This window comes from Pseudomonas sp. KCJK9016, from assembly GCF_046231795.1.
GTDB classification, from domain to species: Bacteria; Pseudomonadota; Gammaproteobacteria; order Pseudomonadales; family Pseudomonadaceae; genus Aquipseudomonas; species Aquipseudomonas bananamidigenes.
This window is the reverse complement of the sequence record NZ_JBJJMM010000040.1, coordinates 35,322-42,515: the sequence shown is the minus strand read 5'-3', so window position 1 is coordinate 42,515 and position 7,194 is coordinate 35,322. Positions and strand designations below refer to the sequence as shown.

The 7,194-nt window shown below is 61.8% G+C and carries 8 protein-coding genes; 1 reads left to right on the top strand and 7 read right to left on the bottom strand.

The genetic code is table 11. The annotated features are described in order from the left end of the window. From ACK6BI_RS26305 to ACK6BI_RS26295, 3 genes are all read right to left on the bottom strand, one after another. On the bottom strand, window positions 1-629 hold a 629-nt coding region (locus ACK6BI_RS26305; RefSeq protein ID WP_409319404.1), incomplete at its 3' end, for a TPM domain-containing protein. A gap of 13 nt (window positions 630-642) precedes the next feature. Further along, on the bottom strand, window positions 643-1,251 hold the full coding sequence (locus tag ACK6BI_RS26300; protein ID WP_409319403.1) for a LemA family protein: 609 nt from the start codon (window positions 1,249-1,251) through the stop codon (window positions 643-645). 73 nt (window positions 1,252-1,324) lie between these two features. Continuing rightward, a complete protein-coding gene (locus ACK6BI_RS26295; protein ID WP_141676545.1) occupies window positions 1,325-1,513 on the bottom strand; it encodes a hypothetical protein in 189 nt (62 codons plus the stop codon). Between ACK6BI_RS26295 and bglX the strand changes: the two genes are divergently transcribed. Then, window positions 1,512-3,803, top strand: a complete 2,292-nt coding sequence (gene bglX, locus ACK6BI_RS26290; RefSeq protein ID WP_409319402.1) for a beta-glucosidase BglX — start codon at window positions 1,512-1,514, stop codon at window positions 3,801-3,803. The two genes, ACK6BI_RS26295 and bglX, sit on opposite strands and share 2 nt — an antisense overlap. Before the next feature lie 126 nt (window positions 3,804-3,929). On the opposite strand, the gene ACK6BI_RS26285 is transcribed toward bglX, so the two are convergent. The 4 genes from ACK6BI_RS26285 to ACK6BI_RS26270 form a co-directional block, all read right to left on the bottom strand. Then, window positions 3,930-5,087: a phospholipase D-like domain-containing protein gene (locus tag ACK6BI_RS26285; RefSeq protein ID WP_409319401.1), complete on the bottom strand. Its 1,158-nt coding sequence runs from the start codon at window positions 5,085-5,087 to the stop codon at window positions 3,930-3,932. Between the two features lies 1 nt (window position 5,088). After that, window positions 5,089-5,679: a YceI family protein gene (locus tag ACK6BI_RS26280; RefSeq protein ID WP_409319400.1), complete on the bottom strand. Its 591-nt coding sequence runs from the start codon at window positions 5,677-5,679 to the stop codon at window positions 5,089-5,091. 82 nt (window positions 5,680-5,761) lie between these two features. Beyond that, complete coding sequence (locus tag ACK6BI_RS26275; protein ID WP_409319399.1) at window positions 5,762-6,064, bottom strand: amidase; 303 nt, start codon at window positions 6,062-6,064, stop codon at window positions 5,762-5,764. After that, entirely contained in the window at window positions 6,061-7,140 is a 1,080-nt protein-coding gene (locus tag ACK6BI_RS26270) for a serine hydrolase domain-containing protein (protein ID WP_409319398.1), read from the bottom strand. Before ACK6BI_RS26270 ends, ACK6BI_RS26275 begins: the two co-directional genes overlap by 4 nt. Window positions 7,141-7,194 lie beyond the last annotated feature (54 nt).

Here is a 7,194-nt window from a genome sequence, read left to right as displayed (position 1 = left end):
CCGGCGGGAAGGATACCGAGCATCTGGCAGACAAAAACAGTCAGGATGAACAACATCACCAGAAATACGAAAATTCCCGGATGCCGCGAGACAAAGTCGTCCGAAGGATCGCCGGACGATTCGTACACCGTGGACGGTTCATCCAGCGGATTGCCGCCCAGCACCACCAGCATTGCCGCCACGCCGTCGCTGATGCCTTTGCTGTAATTGCCGGCCTTGAACGCCGGGGTGATCACCTGATGGATGATCACCGAGCTCTGAGCATCGGTCAGCCGGTCCTCCAGCCCGTAGCCGACCTCGATGCGCAACTTGCGCTCGTCCCGGGCGACGATCAGCAGTGCGCCGTTGTTCTTGTCCTTCTGCCCGATGCCCCAGTGCCGACCGAGCTCAACGCCATAATCCTCGATAGTGGCGCCTTGCAGATTCGGTAACGTCACGACCACCAGTTGCTCGCCGGTGGCCTGCTCGTGGGCCTGCAGTTGCTGGCTCAGTTGCGCGCGCACCGCCGGCTCGATCATCTGCGCATCGTCCACCACCCGTCCGGTCAATGTCGGAAACGTCAACTCGGCCCGGGCACTGACGGCGAACAGCCACAGCATCAGCACCAGGCCCCACTTCAAAGCACGCATGGGCATCCCCGGCTCAGAACTTCACTTCCGGGGCCTTGTCCGCGCCGGGGCTGGTGGCTTCGAAGGTCTCGCGGATCGGCAGATCGCTGTACATCACGCTGTGCCACAGGCGGCCGGGAAAGGTGCGGATCTCGGTGTTGTATTTCTGCACCGCCAGAATGAAATCCCGGCGCGCCACGGCGATACGGTTTTCCGTGCCTTCAAGTTGCGATTGCAAGGCGAGGAAGTTCTGGTCGGCCTTCAGATCCGGATAGCGCTCGGACACCACCATCAACCGGCTCAAGGCACCGGTCAGTTGATCCTGGGCCTGCTGGAACTGCTTGAGCTTTTCCGGGTTGTCCAGGGTGCTGGCATCGACCTGGATCGACGTTGCCTTGGCCCGGGCCTCGACCACCGCCGTCAGGGTGGTCTCTTCATGTTTCGCATACCCCTTCACGGTTTCCACCAGATTGGGGATCAAGTCGGCGCGGCGCTGGTACTGGTTCTGCACCTGGCCCCAGGCGGCCTTGGCCTGTTCGTCGAGGGTGGGAATGTTGTTGATGCCGCAAGCGGTCAACAGCATGGCCAGCACCAGCAAGGTGGCGACCTGCAAGCGCGAGCGGTAGACAGGACTGACATTCATCGTTTCGAAGCTCCCTTGCACATGTCATGAACGATCGCGCGCCAGACCTTCCGGGCCGGCTCTTGGGGCATAATCAGCCGCGCCACTGGATTGCAGCGGGCCGATGGGCTAAAAAGAGGCCCTGCGCGATCACGTCGCCGACATTGGCGCCGTCTATTCGGCTGTCGTTTTTTGAATCAGCACCCGAACAACAATAGTCGCTCCCTAAATTTTGGCTGGCCGGTGTTGTAACGCCGTTTAGGCCCTTGAGAAAACTATTCATGAAGAAGCTGTGTTTGCTGGGCCTGTTCGTCAGTCTGGCCAGTCATCAAGTACTGGCCGCCACGACCCCGGTACCTCTGGAAAACAAGGACGCGTTCATCAGCAACCTGATGAAACAAATGACCCTCGACGAGAAGATCGGCCAGTTGCGCCTGATCAGCATCGGCCCGGAAATGCCCCGCGAGCTGATCCGTAAAGAGATCGCTGCAGGCAACATCGGCGGCACGTTCAACTCGATCACCCGCCCGGAAAACCGTCCGATGCAGGACGCTGCGATGCGCAGTCGCCTGAAGATTCCGATGTTTTTCGCGTACGACGTGATCCACGGTCACCGTACGATTTTCCCGATTCCCCTGGCCCTGGCGTCGAGCTGGGACATGGATGCCATCGGCCAGTCCGGGCGTATCGCCGCCAAAGAGGCCGCCGCCGACAGCCTCGACATCACCTTCGCGCCGATGGTCGACGTCTCCCGCGACCCGCGCTGGGGCCGCAGTTCCGAAGGTTTCGGTGAAGACACCTACCTGACTTCGCGCATCGCCAGAGTCATGGTCAAGGCCTATCAGGGCGACACGCCGAGCGCGGCCGACAGCATCATGGCCAGCGTCAAGCATTTCGCCCTGTACGGCGCGGTCGAGGGTGGTCGCGACTACAACACCGTGGACATGAGCCCGGTGAAGATGTACCAGGACTACCTGCCGCCGTACCGCGCCGCGATCGATGCCGGCGCCGGTGGCGTGATGGTCGCGCTGAACTCGGTCAACGGCATCCCGGCCACCGCCAACACCTGGCTGATGAACGACCTGCTGCGCAAGGAGTGGGGCTTCAAGGGCCTGGCGGTCAGCGACCACGGCGCGATCTTCGAACTGATCAAGCACGGTGTGGCCGCCGACGGTCGCGAAGCGGCGAAGCTGGCGATCAAGGCCGGCATCGACATGAGCATGAACGACACCCTGTACGGCAAAGAGCTGCCGGGGCTGCTCAAGTCCGGCGAGATCGAACAGAAAGACATCGACAACGCCGTGCGGGAAGTCCTCGCCGCCAAGTACGACATGGGTCTGTTCAAGGACCCGTACCTGCGCATCGGCAAGGCTGAAGACGACCCGGCCGACACCTACGCCGACAGCCGCCTGCACCGCGCCGAAGCCCGTGAAGTGGCCCGGCGCAGCCTGGTGTTGCTGACGAACCGGAACGAAACCCTGCCGTTGAAGAAAACCGCCAAGGTCGCGCTGGTCGGCCCGCTGGCCAAGGCGCCGATCGACATGATGGGCAGTTGGGCCGCCGCCGGTCGTCCGGCGCAATCGGTGACCCTGTTCGACGGCATGAGCAATGTGATCGGCGACAAGTCGAACCTGATCTACGCCCGTGGTGCCAACATCACCAGAGACAAGAAAATCCTCGACTACCTGAATTTCCTTAACTTCGATGCCCCGGAAGTGGTCGATGACCCGCGTCCGGCGAACGTGTTGATCGACGAAGCGGTGAAAGCCGCCAAAGAGGCCGACGTGGTGGTCGCCGCCGTCGGCGAATCCCGTGGCATGTCCCACGAATCGTCGAGCCGCACCGACCTGAACATTCCGGAGAACCAGCGGGAGCTGATCCGCGCCCTGAAAGCCACCGGCAAGCCGCTGGTGCTGGTGCTGATGAACGGTCGTCCGCTGACGATCCTTGAGGAGAAGGAACAGGCTGACGCGATCCTGGAAACCTGGTTCAGCGGCACCGAGGGTGGCAACGCCATCGCCGACGTGCTGTTCGGCGACTACAACCCGTCGGGCAAACTGCCGGTGACATTCCCGCGTTCCGTGGGCCAGATCCCGACCTACTACAACCACCTGAGCATCGGTCGGCCGTTCACGCCGGGCAAACCGGGCAACTACACTTCGCAGTATTTCGATGACACCACAGGTCCGCTGTTTCCGTTCGGTTACGGCCTGAGCTACACCGATTTCAGCCTGAGCGACATGGCGCTGTCGTCGACCACCCTGAACGCCACCGGCAAGCTCGACGCCAGTGTCACGGTGAAAAACACCGGCAAGCGTGATGGCGAAACCGTGGTGCAGTTGTACATTCAGGACGTTACCGGTTCGATGATCCGCCCGGTCAAGGAGCTGAAGAACTTCCAGAAAATCATGCTCAAGGCGGGCGAGCAGAAAGTCGTGCACTTCACCATCACCGAGGATGACCTGAAGTTCTACAACGCCCAGCTCAAATATGCCGCCGAGCCGGGCAAGTTCAACGTGCAGATCGGCCTGGATTCCCAGGATGTGACGCAGCAGAGCTTTGAATTGCTGTAACGCCCGGGCAATTCTCCACTGTGGGAGCGAGCCTGCTCGCGAACGCGGTTCATCAGTCACATCGACACTGACTGGTACACCGCTTTCGCGAGCAGGCTCGCTCCCATATTGTTTTTGCGATGAGTGCTACCCGCGCCTATCCAGAATATTGACCACCACCCGATCCACCCAGCCCCAGATCCGCTGCTTCACCCGCCGCCACAATGGCCGGCGCTGCCATTCCTCAAGACTTACCTGCTGACTCAGGCCGAAGTCCGTCTCGAAACTCGCCACCACCTCTGCCGTCAATGACGGGTCCAGCGCTTCCAGATTCGCCTCGAGGTTGAAGCGCAGATTCCAGTGATCGAAATTGCACGAACCGATGCTCACCCAGTCGTCCACCAACACCATTTTCAAGTGCAGGAAACACGGCTGGTATTCAAAGATTTTCACCCCGGCCTTGAGCAGGCGCGGGTAGTAGCGATGGCCGGCATAACGCACCGACGGGTGATCAGTGCGCGGCCCGGTCAGCAGCAGACGCACGTCAAGGCCACGGGCGGCAGCCTTGCGCAGGGAGCGGCGGATTTTCCAGGTCGGCAGGAAGTACGGCGTGGCCAGCCAGATGCGCTGTTGGCCGCTGTTCAGGGCACGGAACAGCGATTGCAGAATATCGCGATGCTGGCGAGCGTCGGCGTAAGCCACGCGCCCCATACCCTCACCCGTGTCGGGTACTCGCGGCAGTCGAGGCAGACCAAAATTCGCGTGGGGCTTCCAGGCCCGGCGATGGCGGTTGGCGATCCACTGGCGGTCGAACAGCAATTGCCAGTCGAGCACCAGCGGGCCAGAGATGTGCACCATCACTTCATGCCATTCACTGCTGTCATGGCCCGGCTTCCAGAATTCGTCGGTGAGCCCGGTGCCGCCCACCACCGCCAGCCGCTGGTCGACCAGCAACAGCTTGCGATGATCGCGGTAGAAATTGCCGACCCAGCGCCGCCAGCTCAGGCGATTGTAAAAACGCAGCTCGACGCCGGCGTGGGTCAGGCGCTGGCGCAAAGTCAGGGTGAAGGCGAGACTGCCGTAATCATCGAACAGGCACCGCACTCGCACCCCGCGCTCGGCCGCCAGCACCAGCGCCTGGACTACGGTTTCGGCACAGGCGCCGGCCTCCACCAGATACAGCTCCAGCTCGATCTGCTCCCGGGCCGCCGCGATTTCTTCAAGCATGCGCGGGAAGAATTGCGGGCCGTCGATCAACAGTTCAAAGCGATTGCCGTCACGCCACGGGAACACTGCGCCGCGCATGTCAGCGTGCCGCAAAGATCAGCACCGCACCCACCGGCACCGACAGACTGATGGCCGACAGGCCGGCCATTTTGCGCAGGCTTTCCAGCCCCGGCAGCAGATCGAAGTCCTCGGCGCTGATCACCAGCGGTTCCAGGGTCACCACTTGAAAACGTCGGTCATCGAGGCGGGTGGCAAGCAATTCGGCGGGATATTCGCGCTGTTTGCCATGCAGATTGACGGTCAGCGGCAGGCGCAATTCAAGTTGCGCACCTGGAGCCAGATCGTTGATCGGGCGCAGGTCGATCTGTGTGCTGATGGTCGCTTCGGGGAATTGCTCGATCTGGAACAACTCCTTGCGCATGCGCTCGTCACGCAGCGGAATGCCGCTGTTGATCGAATCCAGTTCGACCTCGACTTCGGCGCGGCCATCGGGATCGACCTTGCCGTGCAGCACCAGAAAGCGCTGCACTTCGGATACGTTGGCGTTTTTCGTGCTGACGAACGACAGCCGCGACGACTCGCCGTCCAGATACCAGTTGGCCTGGGCCGGCAGCGCAGCGGCGCCCAGCAGCAGGCCGGCGAAGGCGTTGCACAGAGAACGGTTGAACATTGAAGACTCGTGGGGGCCGATTTACCTGCACGAACCTTAACTGCCTGAAGCCGGGTTGCAAACCGGCAGTTCATTTTGATGATCAGGGATTGAGACGACAGCCCTGGCGCTCGCCCTGCCATTGGGCACTGTTGCTACGGCCCATGCCACTGGCGCTGACGAGTTTTTGTGCAGCGTCGTCGGTCAGCTCAGCGGGTAACCACTGCTTGACGTAGCCCCGGCAATATCCGGCGTCGTTGTGCATCACGTACCGGCACGAACAATATTCCTTGGCGGTGTACGCGCTGATGATGTCGGGAAAGGCCCACAGGTTTTCCCGCTCATGCCAGCCCCAACCCAGCAGCACGACTGTCAGCACCAAAAGAATGCGTCTGAACAGTTTCATGGCCGCACCGCCCCGAGCACACGTTTGAGCAATTCGTTATGGCCATAGCTGCCGTCGCGGTCATCGCCGTAGCGCACGATCACCAGTTTTTCGCTCGGGATCACGTACAGCGCCTGGCCCCAGTGACCGAGGGCTGCGAAGGTGTCGGGCGGTGCATCGGGCCATGGCGAGGGGGCGCCGTCCGCCGGACGATTGAGCCACCACTGGCCGCCGGCTACGGCTTCGTCCTGATCAGCCTTGTAGCCGATGAAGGGCTGGCGGTTGAACGCCACCCATTCTTCGGGCAGCAACTGCCGGTCGTTCCACCGCCCGTTCCGGGCCATCAGCAGGCCGATCCGCGCCAGATCCCGGGCCGTCAGGTAGGCATAGGAAGACGCGACGAAGGTGCCCGTGGCATCGGTTTCCCAAGTGGCATGGCGGATGCCCAATGGATCGAAAAGCGCTGTCCATGGATAGTCCGGATAACGCTGCGGACCGACCATGGTTTTCAGCGCCGCCGCCAACAGATTGCTATCGCCGCTGGAATAGCGGAAGGCCTGGCCCGCCGGCGCGTAGCTGTCGTGATCGGCGGTGAACGCGGCCATGTCGCGGTGGCCACGGGTGTATAGCATCGCCACCACCGAGGACTTCAGCGGGGCGTATTCGTAATCTTCCTGCCAGTCGATGCCCGAGGCCCAGTGCAGCAGATCGGCCATCTTGATCGCGGGGTGTTTTTCCAGCACCGGGTAAAACTTCGCGACGGGATCGTCCAGTTTGAACAAACCTTCGCCGTAAGCCACACCCAGCACCGTGGCCATCAGGCTTTTGCTGATCGACCAGGTCAAGTGTGGAGTGTCGACGGTGGTTGCGGCGCCATAGCGTTCATAGACGACCTGGCCGTCGCGGACCACCAGCAAGGCATCGGTGCGGATGCCTTGGCGGGTGTTGTCGTCGCGGGCGGGAAAGGCGTAAGCCTCCAGTGCCTCGACGGCCGGGCCGGTGATTTTCGGAGCGACCGGCCATTGCTCGCCCGGCCATTGTTCGGCCTGGACCGTGAAGCTGATCAGCAGCAGAAACAGGGACAGGCCTTTGAACATGGTGAGGGCTCTGGGGATGAACCTGCCAAGCCTAGTCGGCGTTCATGACAGATG